Annotated in this window: 19 protein-coding genes and 1 tRNA gene; 17 read left to right on the top strand and 3 right to left on the bottom strand. The window is 71.2% G+C overall.

What is annotated here, in order from left to right; translation table 11 throughout:
• The first annotated feature begins 67 nt into the window (after positions 1 to 67).
• The 3 genes from ACFC0B_RS25805 to der all read left to right on the top strand — a co-directional run bounded on the left by ACFC0B_RS25805 (position 68) and on the right by der (position 3812).
• The gene (locus ACFC0B_RS25805; RefSeq protein WP_376090235.1) at positions 68 to 1153 is read left to right on the top strand and encodes a prephenate dehydrogenase; all 1086 of its coding nucleotides are present in this window, start codon (positions 68 to 70) and stop codon (positions 1151 to 1153) included.
• A gap of 298 nt (positions 1154 to 1451) precedes the next feature.
• Complete coding sequence (cmk, locus tag ACFC0B_RS25800) at positions 1452 to 2171, top strand: (d)CMP kinase (RefSeq protein WP_376090232.1); 720 nt, start codon at positions 1452 to 1454, stop codon at positions 2169 to 2171.
• Between the two features lie 189 nt (positions 2172 to 2360).
• The gene (gene der, locus ACFC0B_RS25795) at positions 2361 to 3812 is read left to right on the top strand and encodes a ribosome biogenesis GTPase Der (RefSeq protein ID WP_376090229.1); all 1452 of its coding nucleotides are present in this window, start codon (positions 2361 to 2363) and stop codon (positions 3810 to 3812) included.
• 133 nt (positions 3813 to 3945) lie between these two features.
• On the opposite strand, the gene ACFC0B_RS25790 is transcribed toward der, so the two are convergent.
• Entirely contained in the window at positions 3946 to 4746 is an 801-nt protein-coding gene (locus ACFC0B_RS25790; RefSeq protein WP_376090226.1) for a hypothetical protein, read from the bottom strand.
• Positions 4747 to 4954: 208 nt separating this feature from the next.
• Positions 4955 to 5833, bottom strand: a complete 879-nt coding sequence (locus ACFC0B_RS25785; protein WP_376090223.1) for a hypothetical protein — start codon at positions 5831 to 5833, stop codon at positions 4955 to 4957.
• A gap of 636 nt (positions 5834 to 6469) precedes the next feature.
• Between ACFC0B_RS25785 and ACFC0B_RS25780 the strand changes: the two genes are divergently transcribed.
• From ACFC0B_RS25780 to ACFC0B_RS25715, 14 genes are all read left to right on the top strand, one after another.
• Complete coding sequence (locus tag ACFC0B_RS25780; RefSeq protein ID WP_376090220.1) at positions 6470 to 7240, top strand: transglycosylase family protein; 771 nt, start codon at positions 6470 to 6472, stop codon at positions 7238 to 7240.
• A 200-nt stretch (positions 7241 to 7440) separates the two neighbouring features.
• On the top strand, positions 7441 to 8127 hold the full coding sequence (locus ACFC0B_RS25775; RefSeq protein WP_376090217.1) for an alpha-ketoglutarate-dependent dioxygenase AlkB: 687 nt from the start codon (positions 7441 to 7443) through the stop codon (positions 8125 to 8127).
• Between the two features lie 220 nt (positions 8128 to 8347).
• Positions 8348 to 9208 carry an acyl-CoA thioesterase gene (locus ACFC0B_RS25770; protein WP_376090214.1) on the top strand — a complete coding sequence of 287 codons (861 nt, stop codon included), beginning with the start codon at positions 8348 to 8350 and terminating at the stop codon, positions 9206 to 9208.
• Between the two features lie 241 nt (positions 9209 to 9449).
• A complete protein-coding gene (locus tag ACFC0B_RS25765) occupies positions 9450 to 10241 on the top strand; it encodes a DUF1684 domain-containing protein (RefSeq protein ID WP_376090211.1) in 792 nt (263 codons plus the stop codon).
• Between the two features lie 157 nt (positions 10242 to 10398).
• Complete coding sequence (locus tag ACFC0B_RS25760) at positions 10399 to 10848, top strand: nitroreductase family deazaflavin-dependent oxidoreductase (protein ID WP_376090208.1); 450 nt, start codon at positions 10399 to 10401, stop codon at positions 10846 to 10848.
• Positions 10849 to 10970: 122 nt separating this feature from the next.
• Positions 10971 to 11450 (top strand): MarR family winged helix-turn-helix transcriptional regulator, encoded by a 480-nt coding sequence (locus tag ACFC0B_RS25755; protein WP_376090205.1) that lies wholly within the window; start codon positions 10971 to 10973, stop codon positions 11448 to 11450.
• A gap of 75 nt (positions 11451 to 11525) precedes the next feature.
• A complete protein-coding gene (locus ACFC0B_RS25750; protein WP_376090202.1) occupies positions 11526 to 12881 on the top strand; it encodes an MFS transporter in 1356 nt (451 codons plus the stop codon).
• A gap of 133 nt (positions 12882 to 13014) precedes the next feature.
• A tRNA-Pro gene (locus tag ACFC0B_RS25745) sits at positions 13015 to 13088 on the top strand.
• A gap of 495 nt (positions 13089 to 13583) precedes the next feature.
• Positions 13584 to 14759 (top strand): hypothetical protein, encoded by a 1176-nt coding sequence (locus ACFC0B_RS25740; RefSeq protein ID WP_376090199.1) that lies wholly within the window; start codon positions 13584 to 13586, stop codon positions 14757 to 14759.
• A 170-nt stretch (positions 14760 to 14929) separates the two neighbouring features.
• Positions 14930 to 15718 (top strand): endonuclease domain-containing protein, encoded by a 789-nt coding sequence (locus ACFC0B_RS25735; protein ID WP_376090196.1) that lies wholly within the window; start codon positions 14930 to 14932, stop codon positions 15716 to 15718.
• Positions 15719 to 16104: 386 nt separating this feature from the next.
• Positions 16105 to 17682, top strand: coding sequence for a hypothetical protein (locus tag ACFC0B_RS25730; protein ID WP_376090193.1), 1578 nt, complete (start codon positions 16105 to 16107; stop codon positions 17680 to 17682).
• Positions 17679 to 18422 carry a hypothetical protein gene (locus ACFC0B_RS25725; RefSeq protein WP_376090190.1) on the top strand — a complete coding sequence of 248 codons (744 nt, stop codon included), beginning with the start codon at positions 17679 to 17681 and terminating at the stop codon, positions 18420 to 18422. The genes ACFC0B_RS25730 and ACFC0B_RS25725 overlap by 4 nt, the downstream gene beginning before the upstream one ends.
• Before the next feature lie 12 nt (positions 18423 to 18434).
• A complete protein-coding gene (locus tag ACFC0B_RS25720) occupies positions 18435 to 23024 on the top strand; it encodes a hypothetical protein (RefSeq protein ID WP_376090187.1) in 4590 nt (1529 codons plus the stop codon).
• A gap of 14 nt (positions 23025 to 23038) precedes the next feature.
• The gene (locus ACFC0B_RS25715) at positions 23039 to 24097 is read left to right on the top strand and encodes a hypothetical protein (protein ID WP_376090184.1); all 1059 of its coding nucleotides are present in this window, start codon (positions 23039 to 23041) and stop codon (positions 24095 to 24097) included.
• Positions 24098 to 24177: 80 nt separating this feature from the next.
• On the opposite strand, the gene xerC is transcribed toward ACFC0B_RS25715, so the two are convergent.
• Positions 24178 to 25191: a tyrosine recombinase XerC gene (gene xerC / locus ACFC0B_RS25710; RefSeq protein WP_376090181.1), complete on the bottom strand. Its 1014-nt coding sequence runs from the start codon at positions 25189 to 25191 to the stop codon at positions 24178 to 24180.
• Positions 25192 to 25370 lie beyond the last annotated feature (179 nt).

The raw sequence follows: 25370 nt of genomic DNA, 5'->3' as shown, positions 1-25370 counted from the left end.
GCGATCCGTTCCCCCGTCCCCGCAGTCGCCGCGTCCCGCGCGGTTCCGTGAGGAGAGCCACTCCGCCATGCGTACAGCCGTCGTCGTCGGTACCGGACTCATTGGCACCTCCGCCGCGCTCGCCCTCACCGGACGGGGTCTGAGCGTCCATCTGGAGGACGCGGACCCGGACGCCGCCCGCACCGCCGCCTCGCTGGGGGCCGGGACCACCGAGCCCGCGGAGGGGCCGGTCGACCTCGCGATCATCGCCGTCCCGCCCGCGCTGGTCGGCAAGGTGCTCGCCGACTGCCAGCGCCGCGGCCTGGCGCGCTGCTACACCGACGTCGCCAGTGTGAAGGCCGGGCCGCGCGCCGAGGTCGCCGCGCTCGGCTGCGACACCGCCCACTACATCGGCGGCCACCCGATGGCCGGGCGGGAGCGGTCCGGTCCGCTGGCCGCCCGCGCGGACCTCTTCGAGGGCCGCCCCTGGGTGCTCACGCCGACCCCCGACACCGACACCGAGACGCTGAACGCCGTCCTCGAACTGGTCGCGCTCTGCGGCGCCGTGCCGATCGTCATGGACGCCGCGGCGCACGACCGCGCGGTCGCCCTGGTCTCGCACGCCCCGCAGTTGGTCTCCTCGCTGGTCGCCGCCCGGCTGGAGAACGCCGACGAGACCGCCATAAGGCTCTCCGGCCAGGGCGTGCGGGACGTGACCCGGATCGCCGCCTCCAACCCCGCGATGTGGGTCGACATCCTCTCCGCCAACGCCGGCGCGGTCGCCGACGTGCTGGAGGAGGTGGCCACCGACCTCGGCGAGACCGTCACCGCGCTGCGCGCCCTGCAGGCCGCCGAGGAGGCCGAGCGGCGCGGCGGCGCGGCGGGCATCGAGGCGGTCATGCGGCGCGGCAACACCGGGCAGGCCCGGATCCCCGGCAAGCACGGCGCCCCGCCCACCCGGTACGAGACGGTCGCCGTGGTCCTCGGGGACCAGCCCGGCGAGCTGGGCCGGCTGTTCGGCGAGGTCGGGGCGGCGGGCGTGAACATCGAGGACGTCGACATCGAGCACTCGACCGGGCAGCAGGTGGGCTTCGTCCAGCTGTCGGTGGCCCCGGCGGCGGTGCGGCCGCTGACGGCGGCGCTGCGGGCGAGCGGGTGGAGCGTCCGGGACTGACGGCTCCCGGGTCCTGTGGCCGGCCGGTGGGAAGGCGGGCCGGTGGGCTGGTGGGCTGGTGGGCCGGTGGGCTGGTGGGCCGGCCGGTGGGAAGGCGGGTCGGTGGGCTGGTGGGTCGGCCGGTGGGTCGGCGGGCCGGTGGGAAGGCGGGCCGGGGTCCGGTTCGGGACGGGGCGGAGCGGGCCGGTCACCGGCGGGTCCGGGTCGGTCGGCGGTCCATTAACCTTGGGGGAGACCATCCCCGGCTTCCCCGCAGTTCGGGTTGCCATGCTCAGAGATTCAGAGAGAGGTTCGCGCCGTGGACACTGCCGACCGAGCGCACGCCCCGGTCGTCGTCGCCATCGACGGACCCTCCGGCTCCGGCAAGTCGACCGTCTCCCGGGCGGTCGCCGCCCGGCTGGGCCTGAGCTTCCTGGACACCGGTGCCATGTACCGGGCGATGACCTGGTGGATGCTGGCCAACGGCGTCGACGTGAACGACCCGGAGGCGGTGGCCGTCGCGTGCGGCAAGCCGGTCATCGTGTCCGGCACGGACGCGGACGGCCCGACCATCACCGTCGACGGCCGGGACGTCGCCGCCCCGATCCGCGGCCCCGAGGTGACCGCGCAGGTCAGCGCCGTCGCCGCGGTGCCGGCGGTGCGGGCCCGGCTGGTGGAGCTGCAGCGCGGCTGCGCCGCGGTCGCCGCCCGCGGCATCGTCGCCGAGGGCCGGGACATGGGGAGCGTGGTGTTCCCGGACGCCACCGTCAAGATCTTCCTGACCGCCTCCGAGACGGCCCGCGCCGAACGCCGGGCCGCCGAGCTGCGGGCCAAGGGCGTGGACGAGGCGACCATCACCGCGATGGCCGCCGACCTCGCGCGCCGGGACGCGGCGGACTCCTCGCGGGCGACCGCCCCGCTCACCCAGGCCGCGGACGCGGTCCTGGTGGACACCAGCGCGCTCAGCCTGGAGCAGGTGATCGACCGGATCACCGCGCTGGTGGCGGAGCGGGCCGGGGCCGCGCTCTCGGCCGCCTGAGGACGGCTACCGGGGACGCTTGAGGACAGCTGAGGACGCCTGAGGACGGTCGAGAACCGTCCGCCAGGCCGATCATCCGATGAACGGGGTGCCATGGTGGCACCCGGAACCATTCGCGCTGCCCCGGAGGGGCAGGTACGCACGGCACGTCCCTGGGAAGGGCCGGGCCGGGAAACGGACAGTACGAACATGACCGCAGAGCACTCCACCGCCGGCCACGGCGAGCTGGACGCCTCCGAGTACGCCGAGTTCATGGCGCTCGCCGCCGAGGAGGGCTTCGACCTCGACGACGTCGGCCTCGGCGACGGCAGCCACGCCCCGCTGCCGGTGCTGGCCGTCGTCGGCCGCCCGAACGTCGGCAAGTCGACCCTGGTGAACCGCATCATCGGCCGCCGCGAGGCCGTCGTCGAGGACAAGCCCGGCGTCACCCGCGACCGCGTCACTTACGAGGCCGCCTGGAACGGCCGCCGCTTCAAGGTCGTCGACACCGGCGGCTGGGAGATCGACGTCCTCGGCATCGACGCCATGGTCGCCGCCCAGGCCGAGCTCGGCATCGAGCAGGCCGACGCGGTCCTGTTCGTCGTCGACGCCACCGTCGGTGCCACCGACACCGACGAGGCCCTGATCAAGATCATCCGCCGGGCCGGCAAGCCGACCGTGCTCTGCGCCAACAAGGTCGACGGCCCGTCCACCGAGGCCGAGGCCGCCTACCTCTGGTCGCTCGGCCTCGGCGAGCCGTTCCCCGTCTCCGCCCTGCACGGCCGCGGCTCCGGCGACCTGCTCGACGCCGTGATGGCCGCGCTGCCCGAGGCTCCGCCGCAGACCTTCGGCGACGCCGCCCCCGGCGGCCCGCGCCGCATCGCGCTGATCGGCCGGCCGAACGTCGGCAAGTCCAGCCTGCTCAACAAGGTCGCCGGCGAGGAGCGGGTGGTCGTCAACGAGCTGGCCGGCACCACCCGTGACCCGGTCGACGAGATGATCGAGCTCGGCGGCAAGACCTGGAAGTTCGTCGACACCGCCGGTATCCGCCGCCGGGTCCACCTGACCGCCGGCGCCGACTTCTACGCCTCGCTGCGCACCACCGCCGCGCTGGACAAGGCCGAGGTCGCGGTCGTCCTGGTGGACGCCAGCGAGGCCCTCGCCGAGCAGGACACCCGGATCATCTCGATGGCCGTCGAGGCCGGGCGCGCCGTCGTCATCGCCTACAACAAGTGGGACCAGCTCGACGAGGAGCGCCGCTACTACCTGGAGCGCGAGATCGAGCGCGACCTCGTCCAGGTGCAGTGGGCCCCCCGGGTCAACGTCTCGGCGAAGACCGGCCGGCACATGGAGAAGCTCGTCCCGGCGATCGAGACCGCGCTGGAGGGCTGGGAGACCCGGATCACGACCGCCCGGCTGAACGCCTTCCTCGGCGAGCTGGTGGCCGCCCACCCGCACCCGATCCGCGGCGGCAAGCAGCCGCGCATCCTGTTCGGCACCCAGGCGGGCATCCGTCCGCCGCGCTTCGTGCTGTTCGCCTCGGGCTTCCTGGAGGCGGGCTACCGCCGGTTCATCGAGCGCCGGCTGCGCGAGGAGTTCGGCTTCGTCGGCACGCCGATCTCGATCTCGGTGCGCGTGCGGGAGAAGCGCAAGAAGAAGTAGCAGCAGGAGACGGTGCGGAAGGGCCCCGTCGGCCGGTCTCGGGACCGGGCGGCGGGGCCCTTCGGCCTTGTGCGCGGGGCCGGGTCAGTGACGGGTTCTGCTCAGTGGTGGGTCGGCTCAGTGGCGGGTCGGGTCAGTGGTGGTCGCCGCTGCGGCCCGGGGGGAGGGAGAGCAGGCTGCGGTGGCGGCCGCCGCCGGTGGTGCCCCGGTCGCCCGGGCCGAAGGCGGTGCCCACGGCCGGGGCGGGCGCCGGGACCGGAACCGTCACCGGGGCCGGCGCGGGGACGTGGGCGGACACCGGCGGCGGGACGGGGCCGAGGTAGCCGGCGGCCACCCAGCCCTGGCCGGTGCCCGCCTGGCCGGTGCCCGCCGGGGAGGCGGGCTGGGGAGCCGTCTGGGCATCCGACGGCCGGCCGGGGGAGGGGGTGGCCTGGAAGCCGGTCGTGTACGGGCTCGCCGGGTGGCCGGCGGTGTGGCTCGCGTGGGCGGGGCCGTGGTCGTGCGGGTGGCCCGGGTGGCCCGGGTGGCCGGGGTGGCTCGACGACCGGGCGGTGCCGCCGGCGTGCTGCGCGAAGGCCTGCTCCGACGGCCCGGAGTGGTCGGCTCCGCCCGGTCGGCCGGGCATGAACTGCGGGATGCCGATCGCCTGGCCCGCGTAGGTGTGGAAGGACTGGTGCTGCGGCGGGTACGGGCGGGGGTCGGTGCGCGTCGGAGCGGCGTCCCGGACGGCGAAGCCGGTGAACACCAGCTCCTCCTCGCCTGAGCGGTCGCCCGGCAGCGCGCGGAAGAGCCGGCGGTACTCGGAGTACAGCTCGTCGTAGATCGGCGTCGCCGAGTGCGGGTGCTCCGCGTCGTACGAGGGGCGCATGCCCGGGATCGCGCGGGAGGCGGTGGTGGACCGCCGGGGGGAGGCGGGGCCGTCGTAGCTGTACACGCAGGGCCCAACGAGCGAGGGCGGCCGGGGGATGCGGGTGGGCGGGGCGCGGCCGTGGCCGCGGGGCCGGCCGGTCGGCGGCCCCGCGGCGGGGTGGAGGTGGGGCGGGGCGGGGGTGGGGGCGGTTGGCGGGCCGGTGCGCGGTGGGGGCGCGGTGGGGGTGCGGTCGGCTCATGGTCGGTGGGCCGGCGGTCGGCCGGCTCGCGGCTCAGGTGCCGGCGAGCGGGAGGGAGGCGGCGACCACCTGGCCCAGCGCCACCGCCCGCTCCAGCGCCTGCCGCAGCAGGTCCTCGCGCGGCTGGCGGCCCACCGTCCCGGCCGGGACGGCGTACATGGTGACCTCGCCGAGCTGGTTGGCGGCGAACCGCCAGGCGTCGGTCACCTGGAGCGGCTGGTGGGCCTGCCACCAGCCGGTGCTGCCCCCGGCCGCCGAGGGCTGGAGGACCGCGTGCAGCTTGCCCATCGCGACCAGCACCGACCAGCCGGGCAGCTGGTCCGGCGTCTTGTCGAGGTCGAGGACCGGCTGGAAGCCCGCGTCCTGGAGCAGGTCGAGGAACTCGTCCTCGCCGGTGGTGTTGCCGGGCCGGCCGACCGGGCCGGTCGGCTCGACGACCAGGGAGGCGTGGCCGGCGTCGCCGTGCAGGACCAGCCCGCAGGTGATGCCGAGGATCGCCGCCTGGCCGGGTGCGCCGGGCCGGCCGGCGTTCGGGGCGGGGGCCGGGGTCGGCGCCGGCACGGAAGTGGGGGCTGGGGCGGGCACCGAGGGCTGCGGGGGGACGGCGGCGTCCGGTCCGAGCGCCGGGTCGCCCTGGGACTGGCTGATGCTGCGGACGGCGCCGGCCAACTGCTCCTCGGAGACCGGGACCACCTGGGAGGGGATGCAGCGGGCGTGCGCGAAGGCCAGCACCGCGGTCTCCTCGCCGACGAACAGCACGGTGCTGGTGGGCTCCTGGAACGCGTCGCCGGGGGTGCGGCAGGAGGTGCACTCGTAGCTGTCGGGCGCGTGGGCGCCGCCGAGCAGGCGGTCGGCCTCGTCGTCGCCGATCTCGGAACGGACCTCGTCGCTGACGTCGAGCATGCGCGGCACTGGGTGTCTCCTCGGTGCGGTGTCGGGGGTCGGAGGGGGTGGGCCATATGGGTGTGCGGAGGCCGGGTCTGTTCGAGCCGGCGGCGGGTGCGGCCCGGCCGCCCTCTCCAACGGGCCCTTGTGGCAGGGGTCACGGGTGGGGGGTCGGGGTGACGGGAATTGCCTCGGATTCGATCGCGGAGGGTGCCGGGGGCATCGCAATGTGTCGATCTCGGTAGCGGAAGTGCCGGAATGAAAGTGTGAGGTGAGCCACGGCCTGTAGATGTTTGATCTAGGAAATGACGCCTAAAACGGACATTCAGGGCGCGAATGCCGGGAGGTTACCGCCGGTAATGCCCTGCTGAGCTGGGGAGACCCGCCATTGTTTGGATCCCCGGCGGCCGACTCGTAGCTTCTTTGGCGGTGCAACGAGCACCACCCGGGTTCACCCCCGACGCACAGCCCGCCGGTTTCGCCGGTGCCGGCCGTGCCCGCCGATGCGACCGCTCGAACAGGTCGCCGGTGCGTGGCGGGTGGCCAGGGGCGGCGCGGGACGTCCGACACGTCTCCGGCCGCCCGACGGACGCGGTGAGCGATTCCAGTCCTCTTCCAGGGCTTGGTTCCGCATGCCCGCCCGGGGCTGTCGAGAGGAACCCCATGACTTTCCGTCACGAGATCGCCGCTGCCACCACCACCTCCGCCACCAAGCGCAACCGCGTCCGGATGGCTGTCGTGGCGGGCGCCGCTGTCGCGGCCCTGCCGGTGGCCGGCCTCGTCACGGCCACCTCGGCCTCCGCCGCCTCCGTGTCGACCTGGGACGCCGTCGCCCAGTGCGAGAGCGGCGGCAACTGGGCCATCAACACCGGCAACGGTTTCTACGGCGGTCTGCAGTTCACCTCCAGCACCTGGGCCGCCTTCGGCGGCACCGCCTACGCCCCGCAGGCCAACCTGGCCACCAAGGCGCAGCAGATCGCCGTCGCCGAGAAGGTCCTCGCCTCGCAGGGCCCGGGCGCCTGGCCCGTCTGCTCCGTCAAGGCCGGTCTGACCAAGGGCGGCGCCGCGGCCGCGGTCGACACCTCCGCCCCGGCGGCCCCCGCCGCGAAGCCGGCCGCCCCGGCCGCCACCCCGAAGCCGGCCGCGCCGAAGCCCGCCGAGGCTCCGAAGGCCGCCCCGAAGGCTGCCGAGGCCCCCAAGGCCGCCGCCGCGCCGAAGGCCGCCGAGGCCCCCAAGGCCGCGAAGGCGGACAAGGGCTGGACCGCGAACGCCGCCAAGCAGGCCAACGGCTCCTACACCGTCAAGGCCGGCGACACCCTGAGCACCATCGCCGCCGCGCAGGGCGTCGACTGGCACGACCTGTACACCAAGAACGCCAAGGTCATCGGTGCCAACCCGAACCTGATCTTCCCGGGCCAGACCCTCACCGTCTGATCCGTTCGGTCCGTTCGGTCCGTTCGGTCCGTTCGGTCGGGCCGGTCCGTCTGACTCGGCCCGTCCGACCGGTTCCCCGGCCGCCTTCCCGCCGCACGGCGGGGGGCGGCCGTCGGCGTGCGGGCCGCTCCCGCGTCCGGAGCCGCTGTCGGAGCCGGTGGTCGGACCCGGCTGTCGGAGGCGTGCGCGAGGATGGGGGAGTGACCCAGGGCGAGCTGTTCGGCGGCCCCCACGACGCCGCCCCCGGGCGCGGGCGTTCGGAGCCGGCGCCCGGCGCCGTGCTGCTCCCGGGCTGGCTGGAACCGGAGGCGCAGCTGCGGCTGGTCGACGCCTGCCGCGCGTGGGCCCGCCCGCCCGCCGGGATGCACACCGTCCGGATGCCCACCGGCGGGCTGATGTCCGTGCGGATGGTCAGCCTGGGGTGGCACTGGTACCCGTACGGCTACTCCCGCGCCGCCGAGGACGGCACACCGGTCAAGCCGTTCCCGCCCGAACTCGGGGCGCTCGCGCGGCGGGCGGTGGCCGAGGCGTACGGCCCGGCCGTCGGCGAGGTCGCGGGCGCGGCCGGCTACGCGCCGGACATCGCGATCGTCAACCACTACCCGCACGGCGCGCGGATGGGCCTGCACCAGGACCGCGACGAGCGGGCGGACGCCCCGGTGGTCTCGCTCTCCCTCGGCGACACGTGCGTCTTCCGGCTCGGCAACACCGAGACCAGGACCAGGCCGTGGACCGATCTGGAACTGCGCAGCGGCGACCTGCTGGTGTTCGGCGGTCCGGCCCGGTTCGCGTACCACGGCGTGACGCGGACCCTGCCCGGGACGGCGGACCCGGCGCTGGGGCTGACCGGGCGGCTCAACATCACCCTGCGGCAGTCGGGGCTCTGAGGCCGCCCGGCCGTGCGGTCCGGTGCGCGGTGGCGTCCTCCGGTGCGCTCCGGAGTGCCGCGTTCGACCTCGTTCGAGTGAAACGGCGTTCGTGGCCCCTCGGTGGGGAATGCCCCGGCTCGCTGAAGAATTCGATTGAGCTGGAGAATTCGAGAGAACGGGTTGCGGCAGCCGGGCGGAAGACCTCCGGCCGGGCGGCGGCCCGGAGAGGACGTGTTCCATGGGTACCCCCGTCGACGATCTCGTCGCGCTGCTCGACCTTGAGCAGATCGAGCTGAACATCTTCCGCGGGCGCAGCCCCGAGGAGGCGCTGCAGCGCACGTTCGGCGGACAGGTCGCCGGTCAGGCGCTGGTCGCGGCGGGGCGCACCGTGGACGGCGACCGGCCGGTCCACTCGCTGCACGCCTACTTCCTGCGCCCCGGTGTGCCGGGTGTGCCGATCGTCTACCAGGTGGACCGGCTGCGCGACGGCCGCTCGTTCACCACCCGCCGGGTGCTGGCGATCCAGGGCGGTCGGTCGATCTTCGCGCTGACCGCCGACTTCCACGCCCCGGAGCCGGACAGCATCGAGCACCAGTTCCCGATGCCCGCGGTGCCGGCCCCCGAGAAGCTGCCCAGCGCGCTGGACGAGGTCGGCTCCCGGCTCGGCGAGCTGCCCCCGTTCATCAGCCGGCGCCAGCCCTTCGACATCCGCTACGTCGACCGGCTGCGCTGGAGCACCGAGGAGCTCGCCGGCGTCGAGGCGCGCAGCGGCGTCTGGCTTCGGACCAACGGCGCGCTGCCCGACGACCCGCTGATCCACGTCTGCGCGCTCACCTACGCGAGCGACATGACCCTGCTGGACGCCGTCCGCGCCCCCGTGGAGCCGCTCTGGGGCACCCGCCACTTCGACATGGCCTCCCTCGACCACGCGATGTGGTTCCACCGCCCCTTCCGGGCCGACGACTGGCTGCTCTACCAGCAGGAGTCCCCGATCTCCCACGGCGCCCGGGGCCTGGCGCGCGGGGAGATCTTCGACCGCAGTGGTCAGCTGGTGGTGTCGGTGGTGCAGGAGGGCCTGTTCCGCCGGATCAAGGACTGAGCGGCCGAGGGGTGGAGGGGTCGAGGAGTGGAGGAGTGGAGAGTGGGAACGGGTACGACCGGTGTGTTGCGCGGTATGACTGATACATCGAGCGATGTGACCGGCACGTTGAGCGGTATGACGGTCGTACGAAGGAATCCGGCGCGGGGAATGCCCGGCCCGGGTGCCGGATGTTCGATGGACTGACGGAGAACGGACGGCCCGCCCGGCGGGCCCTGGAGCACTGTGGGAGGGCGAGCCGATGACGGCGACGGCCGCGGAGGAATGGAAGCACTGGAGCGATCGGCGGGCTGTGACGGTCAGCACCCCGCACGGTCAGCTGGCGCTCACCGGCACGTACTGGCTGGAGCCCGAGCCCACGGAGATCCCCGGCCTGCCCGGGGTCTGGTGGACCGACACGGAGGGCGTCCGGGTCCGCGTGGCGGCGTCCGACGGCCTGGTCGTCACGGGGGCGGCCGCTCCCACCGACGGTGAGGCACTGCTGCGTCCGGACACCGACCCGGCGGGGGACACCGCCTCGCTGGGCGGGCTGCTGCTGGTGCCGATCGAGCGCGAGGGCGAGCTGGCCCTGCGGGTCTTCGACCCCGAGGCGCCCCGGCGGGCCGCGTTCGCCGGGATCTCCGCCTATCCCTACGCGCCGGAGTGGGCCGTCCCCGCGGTGTTCACCCCGTTCGAGGAGCAGCAGGCGCAGTCCGTCGTCGTTCCGAACGCCGACGGCAAGGAGCGCCCGCTGGCCGTCGCCGGGCAGATCGAGTTCACCGTCGCCGGCGAGCACCGCACGCTGACCGTCAGCGGCTCGGCCACCGGCCTGAGCGGCGTGATCGCCGACGCCACCAGCGGCCGGGACACCTACCGGTTCCGCTTCATCACGCTGCCCGCGCCGGACGAGGACGGTCGGACGGTGCTGGACCTGAACCGCGCCTACCTGCCGCCGTGCGCCTTCGCGGACCACTTCATCTGCCCGTTCCCGCCGCCCGGCAACCGGCTGGACTTCGCGGTGGAGGCGGGCGAGAAGCAGGTCCTCACCCGGTAGTACGGGCGCCACCCCGCGATCCGCGCCGCACCTGCGACGCCGCCCCCGTCGGTACCTCTCGGTACCGGCGGGGGTTTTCGTTGACAGCCCAAGGGAGGCGTGCCACTCTCATTAAGTAGCAAGCTATCTATCTATGTCCTTTGGGGGGAGCACGCTCATGTCCACCACCGTCCGCGCCCGGGTCACCGGGTTCCAGAGGTTCGGCAACACGATGCTGGAGGTGTTCCACGGGATCGGCCTGCCGGTCGGCCCGATGCGGCTGTTGAAGGTCAGGGGCCGCAAGTCCGGCCGGGAGTACACCAACCCGGTCGCTCCGGTGGAGGTCGACGGCGCGGTGTACATCCTCCAGGCGTTCCCCGGGTCGGACTGGGTGAGGAACGTCCGGGCGGCGGGGGAGGGGGTGCTGGTCCGCGGGCGCAAGGCGCAGCGCGTCCAGCTGGTGGAGGTGCCGCCGCACGAGCGCGGGCCGATCGTCCGGCGGTTCCCGACCCAGGTCCCGATGGGCGCGGGCATCTTCGTGAAGAACGGGGTGGTGCCGGACAAGCGCCCGGAGAGCTTCGAGCGGGCCGCGCGCGACATCCCGGTGTTCCGCGTCGTCCCGCTCTGATCCGAGACCCCGCCGTGCGCCGTGTGCCGTGCGCGGTGTGCCGTGTGGCCCTTCCCGGGGCTGGTCACGACACCGGGCGGCGATACGCTGCGCGGGGGATTTCGTGACGATGGGAGATTCGGATGCCCGGCCGGCCGAGCGCAGAACGGGTCGCCGCCGAGGCGGACGCCGGCCCGACGTGGCTGCGGAGCAGCGTCGCGCCGAAGCTGCACCTCACCGCGAAGTCCTGCCGGGCGTTCTTCGAGGAGCGCCTCGCCGAGTCCGGCGCGACCTTCGCGGCATGGACGGTGCTCGCCGCCCTGAAGCTGGAGGGCCCGATGATCCAGCGGGTGCTTGCCCAGTACCTGAGCATCGAGGGCCCGACGCTCTCCCGTCACCTGGAGTCGATGGAGCGGCGCGGCCTGGTGGTCCGCAAGCGCACCGGCGCTGACCGCCGGGCGGCGACCGTGGAGATCGCGCCGGACGGCGAGGAGCTGTACAGCCGGATCTCCTCCGTCGCGGTCCGCAGCCAGCAGGACATGCTCAAGGGCCTCAGTGACCAGGAGGTCGCCCAGCTCTCGACGCTCCTGGACCGGATCCTGGAGAACGTCGGCCCGCGCTGACACCGGGGTACGCCGCCGCGGGCCACCCCACCCCGGTGTCGGCGTCGCGGGCGGGCGGGGCGACGATGGGGCACTGTGTCGACCAATCATCCTGCCAATTCCGAGGCCAACGGGGACTCACCGCCCGCCCCCTCCTCCTCTTCCCCCGCCTCGCCTTCCCCCTCCTCCTCTTCCCCCTCCTCCTCGACCTGGTACCGACGGCTCGCCCGCGGCGCCTTCGCCGACCTGAGCCCGCTGCGCGACCACGCCGACTACCGCCGGGTCTGGTTCGGCCAGTCCGTCTCCTCGATCGGCCAGCAGATGACGGCGGTCGCCGTCTCCGTCCAGGTCTACGACCTGACCGGCTCCACCTTCGCCACCGGCCTGGTCGGCCTCTTCTCCCTCGTCCCGCTGGTCGCCTTCGGCCTCTACGGCGGCGCCATCGCCGACACCGCCGACCGCCGCCGCCTCGGCCTGATCGGCGCGGCCGGCCTCGCCGTCGTCTCCACCGTCCTGGCCGCCCAGGCGCTCGCCGGCCTCGGCCTCGTCGCGATCCTCTACGCGGCCGTCGCCCTCCAGGCCGCCTTCTTCGCACTCGCCTCGCCGGCCCGCTCGGCGATGATCCCGCGCCTCGTCCCCGCCCACCAGCTCCCCGCCGCCAACGCCCTCAACACCGTCAGCATGAACCTCGGCCTCACCGTCGGCCCCATGCTCGGCGGCGTCCTGATCGGCGCCTACGGCGTCCAGGCCGCCTACCTCGTCGACACCGTCGCCTTCGGCGCCACCCTCTACGCGATGTGGCGCCTGCCCGCCATGCGCCCGCTCGGCGACCGCAAGGGCCGGGCCTCCGTCCTCGACGGCCTCCGCTTCCTGCGCGAGCAGCCCAACCTCCGCACCAGCTTCCTCGCCGACCTCGCCGCCATGATCTTCGGCATGCCGCGCGCCCTCTTCCCGGCCCTCGCCGTCACCTTCTACGGCGGCGACGCCCGCACCGTCGGCCTGCTCGCCGCCGCCCCCGCCGTCGGTGCCCTGACCGGCGCCCTCTTCTCCGGCTGGGTCGGCCGCATCCACCGCCAGGGCGCCGCCGTCCTGGCCGCCGTGATCGCCTGGGGCCTCGCCATCGCGGCCTTCGGCCTGGTCCGCAACCTCTGGCTCGGCCTCCTCCTGCTCGCCGCCGCCGGCTGCGCCGACACGATCAGCATGATCTTCCGCAACACGATGATGCAGGTCGCCGCCCCGGACGAGATGCGCGGCCGCCTCCAGGGCGTCTTCATCGTGATCGTCGCCGGCGGCCCCCGCCTCGGCGACTTCGAGTCCGGCGCCGTCGCCTCCCTCACCAGCCCGACCGTCTCCGTCGTCACCGGCGGCCTCGCCTGCGTCGCCGCCACCCTCCTCCTCGCCGCCCGCCGCCCCGCCTTCCTCCGCTACGACGCCCGCCACCCCACCCCCTGACCCCCACCCCACAACCCTGCAGCGAGCACCCCCCGACGTGCTGTATTGTTTTCCTCGTCGCCGGGACAACCGGCCGACAAGGTCGAGAAGCCCGAAGCAGAGCCCCCCAGGCTCCGCCAGGGCCACGAGACCACGGGACGTGGCGCAGCTTGGTAGCGCACTTGACTGGGGGTCAAGGGGTCGCAGGTTCAAATCCTGTCGTCCCGACGTGAGTCGGAAAGGCCGTTGGCCGGGAGAAATCCCAGGTCAGCGGCCTTTCGCATGACGCCCCGTCAGTGAAACGAGCCACCTGCGAACACCCCTAAACGATCTTGCTGGGGACCAGCTGGGGACCAGCGCCCTCCGGGCGAGCCCCGAGAGGCTGCCCCCGGGGACCAGCCGGCCGAAGGCCCACCTGTCCCCTCCCGGCCAGAATAGCCGCGGGGAATGCCGCACGGACACCCTCCCCGGCAAATCCCCGGAGTGATTCCGTGCGCAGGTGCCGCCAAGCACTCGTCGGGCACGGGAAGCGGCTTCCCTCCCGGCCCGTGGAGAAAGTCCGATCCGGCGTCAGGAACCGCGCGCCCGCCTTTCCCGCGTCCCGGGACACGCGCCCGTCGGCCGAGTCAGGCCTCACCGGCACACCGCTGCACCGTTGTGCACCCTCTACAAACAGGCAGGCGGCCGGACCGGGCTGTCGTGGGGCAGCCGTAGGCTTCGACCATGAGTACGGTGCACGCCAGGGTCTGGCGCTTCACGGTCGAGAAGGGGCCCGCCGGGGCGGAGGCGGTCCAGGCGGTGGAGGTCGGCCAAGGGCCGATCCCGGTCTCGCTGGCCGCGCTGGTCAACATCAACGCCCTGGCCTGCGACCTGCGCAGCACGGTCGACCAGCGCGTGCGCAACCACGAGATCAACCTGCTGCTCAGCTACCTGGACGGAGACACCGGAGCCGGGCCGCTCGGGGTCGACTGCGGCGCGCTCGACTCCAGCTCCGGGCACATCCGACGCTTCGTCAGCGAGTGCACCGGGCTCGGCGTCATGACCGCCGCCAGCGAGACCCTGTTCGACTGGAAGTCCGGCACCGACGGGCTCGCCAGCTTCGACGTCCTGCCCGACAAGCTCGTGGGCGCCTACGCCAGGACCGGCGTCCGCCCGGACCTGCTCTACGACCTCGCCGCCGGCCCGCTCGCCGGCGAAGCGCGCGGCCGACGCCGGGACGCCAAGCAGATGCTCCCGGCCGTCAAGGGCACCGCGGACCAGCGCAAGCGCCTGGAGAAGCTCGCAGCGTGGTCCGCGGACCACAGCGACCACGACTACTTCATGAGCTGGGTCTGGCTCGGCACCGGAGGCGTCTACGTCGACATCTTCCTGCCCGAGGGCTCCCCGGCCACGGCCGGCCTGAAGACCGGATGGATCGAGCAGCCCGGAAGCCAGCAGCCCTGGCGCTTCCCCGTCCCGCGGCCCGACCCCCGCCGAGGGGTGGAGGCGGATCCGGAGGACGATCTGGACCCGCCCCTCCTCATGAGGAAGATCGATGTCCCCGACGGGATGGTCGGTGACGAGGCGTCGGCCAGCAGTGCCCAGGAGGTGGTCGACGCGGCGATGGACCGGGCCTTCGGGCGTGAGGAGGGCCCGCTGGGCGAGCTCGGCGATGTGCCGGTGCGCGGGACCTGGCTCAGGGCAGACGCCGTCGGCCCCGCACGTCACGAGGTACTCGTCGGCGTACTCGGCGAGCGCGTTCCCCTGGACCCCCGGGCCCAGCGCCGCCGCCTCCAAGCCGAACCCGGCCGCCACCGGCTCGACCTGTTCCTCGAAGGCCGCATGCTGACGGTCGTGCACCCGGTCGGCGAACCACGGCCCAGCTGGGGGCAGATCGCCGAGGAAGCCGTCGGAGCCTAGGCAGCCAATGAGGGCTGCACGCAGCGGAGGAGACCAATACGATGCCGGACTCGTCGCCCAGCGATGCCCAGCCGGGAGAGACAGCCTCCCCTTGGGGAGGTGCAGAGCCTGCAGTTAGGCGCCTTCAATCCCTCGTTGGTGACTTCCCCGAGCGTCGCAGACTGGCCCTCATGTGGGTGTGGGCTCTCAATCCGTCCGGGCTGGAGCATGCGTTGGCGCGGATCCGCCCAGGCGGCGTCTGCACGAACCGGCAGACGGCACCTGAAGCCCCATCGGAAGCAGTGCTCGGCGATGATGGACGATTTCACCTCCGCGGTTCGCGGATGCTTTGCTCGATTCCTGAACGCGGGATGCCCGAATGGGTGGCACTTCGTCAGGGTCGGGAGCGGCCCCGGTCGGAACCCTTGGCCGCCTGGAGGCATGAAGCGCAATTGAGGTGGTGGGTCGACGAGGAGGGGCGGGCGCTCCGGTCTGCCAGCCAGACGATCACCGATCCGAACGTTCGGGAGCTGATGGCGGTGTGGCATGTCACGGTGCCGGACGACGCCGGCGTGGATCCGGGATCGGTTCTCCTGCCGCAACGCTGCCCTGTCGCACCGGCTTACCTGTGGCCGCCGACAAGATCCACCAGCCCGATCGGGATGCTTCGGAGCCGGCTGGCTCAGAGGTTCGGCCCCCGCTGTTCCCTGTGCGGCGTTCTGCCCGGCTCTGTGGTCGACCATGACCATTTCGACGGCCTCGTGCGAGGTCTGCTCTGCGCGGTGTGCAACACCGGCCTGGAGTCCTGCCTGCACGTGGACCGATGCCCGCGGGCCGTGTACCTCAACGATCCCCCGGCCGTCGCTCTTCGGCTGAACTACCCGAGCGCACGCAAGACGGTTAAGGAGTTGCGGCACGCCGAGCGAAGGATCGCCGCACTTGGGTTCGATCCGTTCGAGCTTCTCCGTTCGAAGCCATGACGAGGAGGTGTCCGCCCCCTGGGCTGAGTGGGGCGGCCCTGGTAGGAACCGCCGTCGGCGAGGGGTGCCTGGAGTTCGAAGTGCCGTCTGGTCCGCGCGCGGTCGGCGGCAGGCTGTGGTACGTGGTTGAACCGGCTGCCGGTGCGGGCAGTTCGCCTGGTGCCCTCGGCAGTTGATGCAGAACTGTTCGAATCGCTCGCCCCTCCGGGAGGCGAGGCACTGGCTGGCGCGAAAGTAGTTCCATCGCATGAATGAGTCCGAGTGGGTGAGTAGTTCGCCCCGCTTTAGTCTGATTTGTCGGACTGTGGTGCTGCACTCGGAACATGACAAGAACACAAGATGTCCGCCCGGGTGATCCACCATCTTCGGGTTCAGACGAAGCGGATGTGCTGGTTGAGCGATTGCTTGACCATGAGGAGCGTCGGCTGCTCTCTGCAGCGGTGAAGCAGGAGGACAGCGACAGCTGGCTCGGCCTGGTCGCGGACGCAGGCTTCGTCCGGCGATGCACGGTGTTGGCACGTGCGGCCCCGTTGCACCGGATCGACCAGCGGCAGGCATGGCAGCAGTTCCCTGCCGACCTGTATGACCCGCGCGCACTGGCACTGGCGGCGTTGGAGGCCGTTGTCAGTCGGCAGGGCATGGAACTGGAGGCTACGACCGAGGAAGTGGTCGAGTACCTGGCCTCGCTCGCACGGGCCGCCGCGCCGGAGAGCAGCGCCGAGGAGCACATTGCCGTTGCACGGTTTGTTGTGCGTGAGCTGCTCAACGATCACGGCGGCGGGGCGGAGTTCTCGATCCCCTACAGCGATTACCGCCAGGGACACAGCCGTGGGGAGCTGTCCTTCAGGTTCCTTGAGGAGGCGTTCGGCCGACACGGGCAGGCGGTGCTGAAGGCGAGCGCGTCGGCGGTGAACCTGCTGCTGGTGGGCCTGGACCACGATCTGGAGGATCAGCAGGCCGCCAACGACGCGATGCTCCGGCGACAGGTGTCAACGGGGCGCTGGGGCCGAGCCGAAGAGAGCGCGGCGCAGAGTCTGAAGCTCTCCCTGCTGTACGCCGAACAGGTGCGATCACTGCTGGCCGAGACCGAGCGGGATGTGCGCTCGGTGGACTGGGATGTTCGTGTCCCCGCACTCCTCGGCTCCTCGCGGGCACACCTGATGGAGCGGCAGGCTGTCGAATGCGACTTGATGGAGTGGATGCGCCAGGCGCGCAACGACGTCGACAACGCCGAGGTCCGCCGGACCTGCGTGAGGATCCTGAATCTCCTGGAGCGGGCCCACCTGCGGCACACCCAGCTGCTGGAACGGGTGATCGGGGCGCGGCCGGCGTTCCTGAGAGCCCAGTCGGACCAGTGCTTCAAGCCGGTGCCCCGACTCTCGGTGATCGGCCTGCAGGAGGACCTTCTCGATCCGCTGCTTGAGCTCGCGGCGGAGCAGGCAGAGCAGGTGGCAACCCTGTTCGCCGACGCCTGCGGTGGCCCGATCGTCACGCGCAAGCCGCGGCTGCGCGACTTCTGGGAGCTGCTGCTGGCACCGGTGCGTGAACCTCGCGAGTCGTTCCCGGATGACCCAGTGGACCTGATCATCGACGAGGACGAGGACAGCCTGGAGTACTCGGACCAGGACTTCGTCTCGGCGCGTCGCCTGCTGGAGCAGGCACTGCAGGGCCCGGTGCGTCTGTCGGTGCTCCTCGCACAGGCGGAGAAGTCCGGTCCGGCCGTCGCCGACGTCCTGGCGTTGTGCGTTCTGCGTGCCTTCGCCCCCGACGCCGAGGAGGACGAGGTTCGCTCCGCGGACCTGGCGGACCTTCTGGAGGAGCGCCTGGTGGTCCTGGCCGACGGCGCGACCTTCGATCTCGGGTTCATGACCGGCACCGACTTGTTGTTGGTGCCGGCCGCGCCGCTGATTCCCGACCCGGTAAACCCGGACAGCACGATCACTGCCGAGGAGACCAACGCATGACCGCACCGACCACCGCTGCCCCCGACCTCACCGACGCGTCGGCACTAGTGGGATTCGGGCTCCAGCCGCGCCTTCGACCCCTCCAGTACCCGCGCTACCGAGACCTCGTTCAGCGCTGCCGGCTGGACCGCACCTTCAGAGCGGCAGTCGAAGCCTTCGCCGACGGTTTGGAGATGGATCTGATCGAAGTCCACCCAGTGGAAGGTCTGGTGCTCCACCCCAGACATGGCTCGCTCTTCACCTTCCGGCTCATGGATCACCCGACCCTCAAGAGCGACCAGCGCCTCGTCCTCGGCCTGGCCCACGTGGGCATCGCCGCGCGCGTCTACCCCTTTCCGGCCGATCTGGAGGAGGACACCGTCAAGCGCGTCTCGATTGACGAGGTCGACGGGTTTCTGCGTCACCTGATCAAGCGGCTCCAGGACGCCACCCGGGACAGCGACGGCCTGGCCCTGCCGCACGCGGGCCTAGACGCGGCCTGGCGTTGCTACGCCAAGCTCACGCCGGGCCGGCCCACCCCCACCGGCCGCCTCACCCACTCGAGCAGCCAGAGGTGGATCAGAGACGCCCTTGACTGGTTGGTCGACCAGGGCATGGCCTACAACGCCGAGAAGGACCTGGGCGCCGGCCACTTCCGGCTCGCCCACCGCTTCCGCCTGCAGGTCCGTGAAGCAGCGTCCGGCGCCGCCTTCGCCCTTCTGAGCGACATCCGTCGCGCCCAACTCGTAGAGCAGGACTGAAAAATGCTATGTGTGCGACGAGTCCGGCTGGACAGCATCGGCCACCGCTCTGCCCGCTTCGGCTCGCTCATCCTCGACCTCACCGGCGGCCCGAGCACCGTCGACGGAAGACCGCTCACCTCGCAATCGGTGGTGGACACCATCCTCTGGCTGCGCAACGGGGGAGGGAAGTCGAGCCTGCTTGCCCTGCTCTTCAGCCTCCTGCTGCCCGCCAAGGCCGACTTCATCGGCAACGAAAAGAAAAAGTCCCTCGCCGACCATGTCCCTGACGGCAGAGTCTCGCACGTGCTCGTGGAGTGGGAGGACACGCAGCACCCGGAAGCGGGCGCGACGCTGGTCACCGGCGGTGTCTACCAGTGGCAGGACGGCCAGTGCCCGGCCGATCCGAGCGCCGGGTGGGAGCGCCTGATCCGGCGCTGGTACCTCTTCCGGCCGGCTGTCGGAATCCTGGACCTCGACTCGATCCCGATCCGGAACGACAACGGACAGCTCAGCCAGAACAGCTTCCTGCGCGCGATCGAGGAGATCCACAAGGCGAACCGTCACGTACGGCTGGTAGTCGCGAAGGAGCAGTACCAATGGACCGAGCAACTGCAGCAGTACGGCCTTGATCCCCAAGTGTTCAAGATGCAGAGGGAGATGAACAAAGACGAGGGCGGCATTACCGACCTCTTCCAGTTCGCGACCTGCGAGGAGTTCATCGACTTCCTCATCGACATGGTCGTGAACCCGGCTGGACCGACTGCGGCACGCGGCGTACTCACCGAGCACGCCGACAAGCTCGCCACCCGGCCGGCGCGGGAGCTGGAAGCGCGCTTCCTCGGTGAGGCAACGCTGCGCCTGCGGCCGGTGCAAAGTTGCACCGCCGAACTCGCCGCTGCCCGGCACCAGCTCGAACAGCGCATCGAGGTCGCCGACAGAGCGTGCGAACACATCAGCGCCCGGTCCGAACAACTCCGGCAGCAAGGGCATACAACCAGCACGGAGGCCGACCAGGCCCGGCACGATCAGAGGGAAGCCAAGGACCAGGCGGTAGAGGCGGAACGCCGGGTGGCCGTGCTGGCTGTGGAGGAAGCACGCTGGCGCGTCATGGACGCAGCCCGAGCCCAGGCCGCGAGCGGTGCGGCCGTTGCCGGTGCCGAGCTGGAGAGCGCAGCGTGGAAGGCCGTGGAACCGCTGCTCGAACTGAACGCCAGGAGGCATGAGCTGGAGGAGACTCGCGAGCTACTGGCCCGCCGCGATCAGGACCAGGCCCCTCTGCGTCAGGCGCTCGAACGGGCCGGCCTGGCCCTCCATTCTGGGCTCACGGCAGCTGTCTCGCAGGTCACCGCCGAACTCGGTGATGCCAAGTCGGCCCAGGCCGCCGCCAAAGTCGCCGCCAAGGAGGCCCAGCAGGACCTCCTGGCGGCCCGGGCAGCGGAGACGCTGGCCGGAAGCCGACTCACGCAAGCCACCAAGAGGCTCGGGCAGATTCACGAGTGCGTGCGTGAAGCACGCGCGGACGAAACCCTTCAGAGCGACGAGGAACCCGCCGACGCCCTGCAGAGGCTGCACGACCTCGACCGCGACACCACAGGGCAGCTTCATCGCCACCAGGCCCAGGAAGAGCAGGGCCGCACCCGCAAGGAGCAGATTGCCTCCGAGCGCGCCGCCAACGCCACCACCCTCGGAGAGATCCGCGAGCGCCACACGGCCGTCTGGGACCAGATCACCTCCCTGAAGAGCCAGCGCCACGACCTCGAGAACGCCCCCCGCCTGAAAGAACTAACCGGCACAGACGACGAGACCCGGCTCGATCTGGACGCCGTCGGAACCGACCTCGTCGCACTGGTGATGGAGAAGTTCCACGCCGCGGACACGACCCTCGCCCACGAGCGGGCCGCAGCCGTGCAGGACGAACGGGTACGCGACGCCGTCACCGAGACCGGGCACCTACCCGCCTCCTGGGACATCGAACAAGCCGTCAAGAGCCTGCAAGACCTCGGAGCGCCCGCCATCACCGGTCTCCAGTTCCTGCGCGAGACCTTCCCCGCCCACCGGCACGACGAGATCATCGCGACCATCCCGCACCTCGTCGGCGGCATCGTCCTCTGCGGACCCGTACCCGGAGATGACCTGGCAGCCCTTGTACGGCGCGCCAACGTAGCCCCCACCTCCGTCGTCGCCGTCAGCATCGACACCCAGGCACGACAACTCCTCGCGGACGCTTCCACCGGACCGAGCATCGTCCTCCCGATCCACTCCGGAACCCTCAGCCCACAAGCAGCCGAAGACGAACTTCAGCGCGTCACCCGCCGACTCGACAGCCTGGCCGACCGACTGCGCTCCATCACGGAGCGCCGGGAAGCGGACCGGCACCTCGCACAACGCCTCGCCGACCACCTCGCCGAGTTCGGTCCGCTCCCGCGAGCCGCCCTCGATACCACCTTCGACCGCCTCGACGCGCGGCTGACCGCTGTCCAGAACCGCGAGCACGAACTGGCCCGCGAGGACAAGGAGATCGAGTCAGCCCTGCACTACACAGCCCAGCAGATCAAGCACTGCAACAGCGAACGTCTGCGACTGGCAACCCTGCTCCCGCGGGTACGCGCACTTGCCGCGGACACCGAGGCGATCCCCGCCCTGGAGACGGAGATCGAGGACGCCAACGAGGAGATCGCAAGGCAGCAGAGCGCCGGACAGGACTGCCGGCGCCGCAGCGAAGAAGCCCAGGAACGCGCGAGTGCCTTCGCGGTCACCATCCAACGCTGCAACCAGAGCCTCGTTGCCTGGCGGAAGGAACTCGCAGCCGTCCGAACCCACCTGCCCCAGGACGCACTCCGCGAGGACGCCGCCCCGCCGCCCGCCGGGAAGGGCAGCATGGCGGCCGTCGAGAAGCTGCGCGACCGCTGGAACCAGGCCTGGCACGACTGGAAAGCCGGCATCAGTGACGACGGGCTGCAGCGGCGCCTCGAAACATGCGAAGCCGCCATCACGAAGCAGACGACTCTGCTTGAGCACACCAGCACCGCAGCCCGCGAGCGCGCCGCGGTCATTGCCACCGGAGCGGATGCCGCCGAACCTCAGCGACGATTTCACTGCCTCGAGGTCGCGGAGCAAGCACTGGTCGACGCCCGCGATGCCCAGTCCCAGGCCAACCTCCTTCACCGCCAAGCGTCCGCCCAGCTCAGCTCAGCCCAGCGTGCAGTGCAGCGACTTGCCCCTCCGCTCCCCACCGTCACCTGCGGCAGCACGCTGGAGGCACAGCAGGCGCTCCGCGACGCCCGCCAGAAGGCAAAGCAGAACGAGGACCGCATCCACGAACGAGCGCTGGCAGCCGAGCGACTCCAGCGCGAAGCCGATGCCGCACACAACAGAGCAGCACAACTGGTCCAGACAGTGCAGACGGTGACCTCAACCGCGGACCGCTACCGAGAGGAGGCAGTCCCCAACGGAGCTGACCGCACCTATCTCACCGCCGATGCCCTCCTGCACGACCAGCACCAGCTCACAGCACACACCGCCCTGTCCCTGACCCCCGAACAGGCCCGAGACCTCCAGACCGCACTGATCACGAGCCTGGACGACGCCGCGCGCACCCGAGACCGCGCAACCCGCGCACTCGACCGCGCAATCCGCAGCGTCGAACTCCTCTCCCAGCAGCCCGAGTACACCCAGGTCGTCGACGGCCGGCTCCTCACCCGCCTCCAGCACGACCTCGCCGCCCCGGCACGACTGGCTCAACTCCTCAACGACATCCAAGACCGCGAACGCATGGTCAACGACCAGCTCGCCGAACTCGCCGAGGACCAAATCATGGTCGTCCAGACCTGCATGACCCTCGTCAAGGCCGTCCTCGACGACCTCAAGGAGGTGTCCCGGCACTCCCAGCTTCCGCACGGACTCGGACGCTGGTCCGGCCAACGATTCCTCGGCTTCGAGATCCGCCACGAGCCCGCCGACGACGAACTCGCCCGCCGAATCTCCGCAGAGATCGACCGGCTCATCTCAGCGCTGCCCTCCGGCTCCACCGGCAAAGCCAGCGCCCTCCCGGAGGCCATCAGCCTCACGAAGCGACTCGTCCTGGCAGCCCTCGGCGGACACGGAAACGTCCTCGCGAAGGTCATCAAGCCGACCCAAAACCTCGACACGGTCGAACGCGACTCCGTCACAGAGATCAGGAAATTCAGCGGCGGCGAACTCCTGACCGTCTCCGTCTTGCTCTACTGCACCCTCGCCAGAATGAGAGCAGCCCAGCGCGACCGGAAGGCTCCCGGCGGGGTCGGCACGCTCATCCTGGACAACCCCTTCGGCAAAGCCAACTACTTGCCGTTCATCGGCCTCCAACGCCGCGTCGCCGAAGCCCACGGCATTCAGCTCGTCTACACAACCGGTACCAACGACCTGCCGGCCCTTGGCCGCTTCCCCCTGATCATCCGACTGCGCAACGGAGTCGACGCCCGCACCCGAAACCGCTACGTCCAGATCGCAGACCGCTACGGCGACACCGTGTCCCAAGGACTCACCCGAACCGACACCGACACCATGACATCGGCACGCCTGCTGCGCCGCATCCAGCCCGACGAGGATGATCAGCAGCGCGCTGCGGGAGAACCGGCGTGACACCAGCGGATCGCATGGCCGCACTCCTCGAACAGCAGACCCGCCAGCGCGTCGACTTCGACGCGCTGGCGGGCGCCGCCGACCAAGGAGACTCCAGCCTCCCCACATCGCCGCACCGACGCCAGATCCTCGCAGCGGCAGCCGACGAACTCGTCCAGCGGCGACTCGTATCGCTTCCTGTTATGCCCTCGGGCTGGGACTACAGCGCCGAGCCGCACCTTCCCCGATGGGTTCAGCGCGTTAACACGCTCCGAGCGAAGCGAAACCGCCCGGGACCGAGAGCATGGGTGCCCGCCCTCGCCTTCGCGAACCACACGCGGCTCAGCGGGGCCGACACGGACCTGCTCATCCCGATCAACAATCAGATCCGTGACCACCCGGACGCCGAGATCATCCCGCTCTGTGAACGCGCCTATCAGCTCTACCGAGACGAGAAGCGGCTGGCGAAGATCGAAAGGCATCACCTGGTGCAAGCAGGACTGCTCAGCATCACCAAACACCTTCGAGCCCGACCTGCACCCGCCCCGTTGAGCATGTTCGAACTCGGACCCGCCCCATGGATGCTCATCGTGGAGAACAGCGCCACCTTCACCAGTCTCCGGCAGATCCTCCGTACCTGGCCCGACCGATCCCAAGTCGGCTGGCTAGCACACGGATCCGGCGACCAGCTAATCGCGTCGCTCCCTACCGCCACCGAGACATTCGAAGAACGCGAGCACCCGGTGACCGACATCATGCTGTACGGCGACCTCGACCTCGACGGCCTGCAATGCGGTCAGCAGGCCAACGTCAAGGCAGGGACGGCGGGCCTGCCTCCAGTGGTGCCCGCTTGCGCCCTGTATCGAGCACTTCTCGAAATACCCCCCAGGTTGCTCTCGCCGGTCGACCGCAACAAGCTCAGGGCAGCGCTGTCGTGGCTGCCCACGCCCATCACCTCCAGAGCAGGTGATCTCCTCGAAGCCGGCTTCGTTCTCCGCCAGGAGGCGCTCCCGTTGCCGGAACTACGGAAATGCCTGAACCCGACCAGACCACTGTTCGGTCAGTTACGCGGCACAGTTGCCAGTGCCCCATGAAGTCCTGCTGATGGCATGACAATGTCGGGGCGGCGGTGCTGGCGGGCACCCACCACATGGGTACCCGCCAGCACGCATGTTCAACGGACGACGTAGAGGTGGCGGCCCGGGGCGGCGGGCTCAGGATCTGCCGGTGCGATCCCTCGGTTCGCGTTGAGGTGGACGCTGAGCTTGTTGCCGGCCTCGACGTAGTCGGCGTGCGAGGGGTGGAGGTAGCGCTGGGTCGTGGTGATCTGCCCGTGTCCGGCGATGCGCTGGAGGATGTGCAGGCGCACTCCGGCGTCGGCGAGCCAGGTGAGGCCGGTGTGCCGCAGACCGTGGCGGCGCAGCCAGCCGTAGCCCAGCTTCATGACGACTTCGTCCCAGTGGGTGGCATCGCGCAGGACGGCCGTGCTGATCCGCCCGCCCCGGGGGCCGGTGAACAGACGGGCCATCGGGTCGTTCCCGACGACGGTGAGTCGCCAGGTCACCATGTCGCGGATCTCTTCGATGATCGGGACGGTCCGGCGGCGCTTTCCCTTAGTGCCCTTGTCGACGAGTCCGCCGGGACCTGGCGTGGTCTGCCGGCAGAGGTCCCACGTCCAGTCGAAGCGATTGATGTCCTTCACCCGGACGCCGGAGACCTCGCCGATGCGAGCGCCGGTGCACGCTGCGAAGCGGACGACGTCGCCCCAAATCCGGTAGGCGCCGTGGGAACGGGCGACGAGCGCCTCGGCGAGGGTGTCGAGGGCGTCCCAGTCGGGCAGGGCGAGGGCGCGGGGGTTATCCAGCTCGTCCTCGAACTGCTTGTACAGGGACTGCCAGCCGGTCATCCGGCACGGATTGAGGTCGATGATGCCGTCGCGGCGGGCCTGCTCCATGACACGGACGAGGGGGGCAAGGGTGTTCTTGACGGAGGACTTGCCGACCTCGTCGGATATCCAGGCGTGCAGGGCCCGGTCGGTGATTCCGTTGGTCATCGACACGACCGGGACATGTCCCATGGTCGGGACGACCCGGAGCTTCCACCCGGCCCGGTAGGGGTCGAGGGTTTTCGGCTCCAGGCCGCGCATGGCCAGGTCCCAGTTCTCGTCCCCGTAGTCCGCCAACGTCACATTCGAGAGCGACGGAACGATTCCGCGCTTGGCTGCCTTGCGCAGACGGTCGATCCAATCCTTCGCCTCGTCTTCGGACGCAACGGAGTTGGAGAGTGACTTTCGCCCGCCGCCTTCGGGATCCCACCACCGCACACGCGCGCGGTACCGGAACTCGGGGCGCCGGTCCGGCCGGAACT

The organism is Kitasatospora sp. NPDC056184 (genome assembly GCF_042268405.1).
GTDB lineage: Bacteria > Actinomycetota > Actinomycetes > Streptomycetales > Streptomycetaceae > Kitasatospora.
Note: the sequence above shows the minus strand (reverse complement) of the source record. Positions and strands in the feature narration are given on the sequence as shown.

Excerpts from the sequence above, each read along its gene's own strand:
- ACFC0B_RS25780 (WP_376090220.1), top strand. The coding sequence starts at position 6,470 with ATGACTTTCCGTCACGAGATCGCCGCTGCCACCACCACCTCCGCCACC.
- der (WP_376090229.1), top strand. The coding sequence starts at position 2,361 with ATGACCGCAGAGCACTCCACCGCCGGCCACGGCGAGCTGGACGCCTCC.
- ACFC0B_RS25715 (WP_376090184.1), top strand. The coding sequence starts at position 23,039 with ATGGCCGCACTCCTCGAACAGCAGACCCGCCAGCGCGTCGACTTCGAC.
- ACFC0B_RS25740 (WP_376090199.1), top strand. The coding sequence starts at position 13,584 with ATGAGTACGGTGCACGCCAGGGTCTGGCGCTTCACGGTCGAGAAGGGG.
- ACFC0B_RS25770 (WP_376090214.1), top strand. The coding sequence starts at position 8,348 with ATGGGTACCCCCGTCGACGATCTCGTCGCGCTGCTCGACCTTGAGCAG.
- ACFC0B_RS25755 (WP_376090205.1), top strand. The coding sequence starts at position 10,971 with ATGCCCGGCCGGCCGAGCGCAGAACGGGTCGCCGCCGAGGCGGACGCC.
- ACFC0B_RS25805 (WP_376090235.1), top strand. The coding sequence starts at position 68 with ATGCGTACAGCCGTCGTCGTCGGTACCGGACTCATTGGCACCTCCGCC.
- ACFC0B_RS25725 (WP_376090190.1), top strand. The coding sequence starts at position 17,679 with ATGACCGCACCGACCACCGCTGCCCCCGACCTCACCGACGCGTCGGCA.
- ACFC0B_RS25765 (WP_376090211.1), top strand. The coding sequence starts at position 9,450 with ATGACGGCGACGGCCGCGGAGGAATGGAAGCACTGGAGCGATCGGCGG.
- ACFC0B_RS25735 (WP_376090196.1), top strand. The coding sequence starts at position 14,930 with ATGTGGGTGTGGGCTCTCAATCCGTCCGGGCTGGAGCATGCGTTGGCG.
- ACFC0B_RS25760 (WP_376090208.1), top strand. The coding sequence starts at position 10,399 with ATGTCCACCACCGTCCGCGCCCGGGTCACCGGGTTCCAGAGGTTCGGC.